The sequence below is a fragment of the Dellaglioa sp. CoH-55-MRSF-7 genome (genome assembly GCF_056782235.1).
The window spans coordinates 1-240 of record NZ_JBXAYI010000236.1 but is presented as its reverse complement, the minus strand read 5'-3'; the positions used below and the strand labels follow the sequence as shown (position 1 = coordinate 240).

Genomic DNA, 240 nt, shown 5'->3' with positions numbered 1-240 from the left:
CATAGTACTAGCCAGCTTGATGTATGGCGTCGGTCCTGTCTCTTCCTCGGCTACGTGCTCATGTTCGTCTTCCCCGACATCCAGCGTGTCCTCATCCTCACTGTCGTTGATATCGAGTTCAGCCTCGTACTTAACCTCCCAATCCTGCCCTCCGGGAGCGCCGTGCGCATACTCATCCATGAGCGCATCAGGATTGTTCTTCAGGTGGTCACGGAAATTGCTAAGGCATTTTTCGACTTC

The 240-nt window shown here is 53.3% G+C and carries 1 protein-coding gene; it reads right to left on the bottom strand.

The features are described 5' to 3' along the window. The coding region (locus AC1RPU_RS08515) for a hypothetical protein (RefSeq protein ID WP_481769735.1) at positions 1-240 on the bottom strand (240 nt) is incomplete at both ends.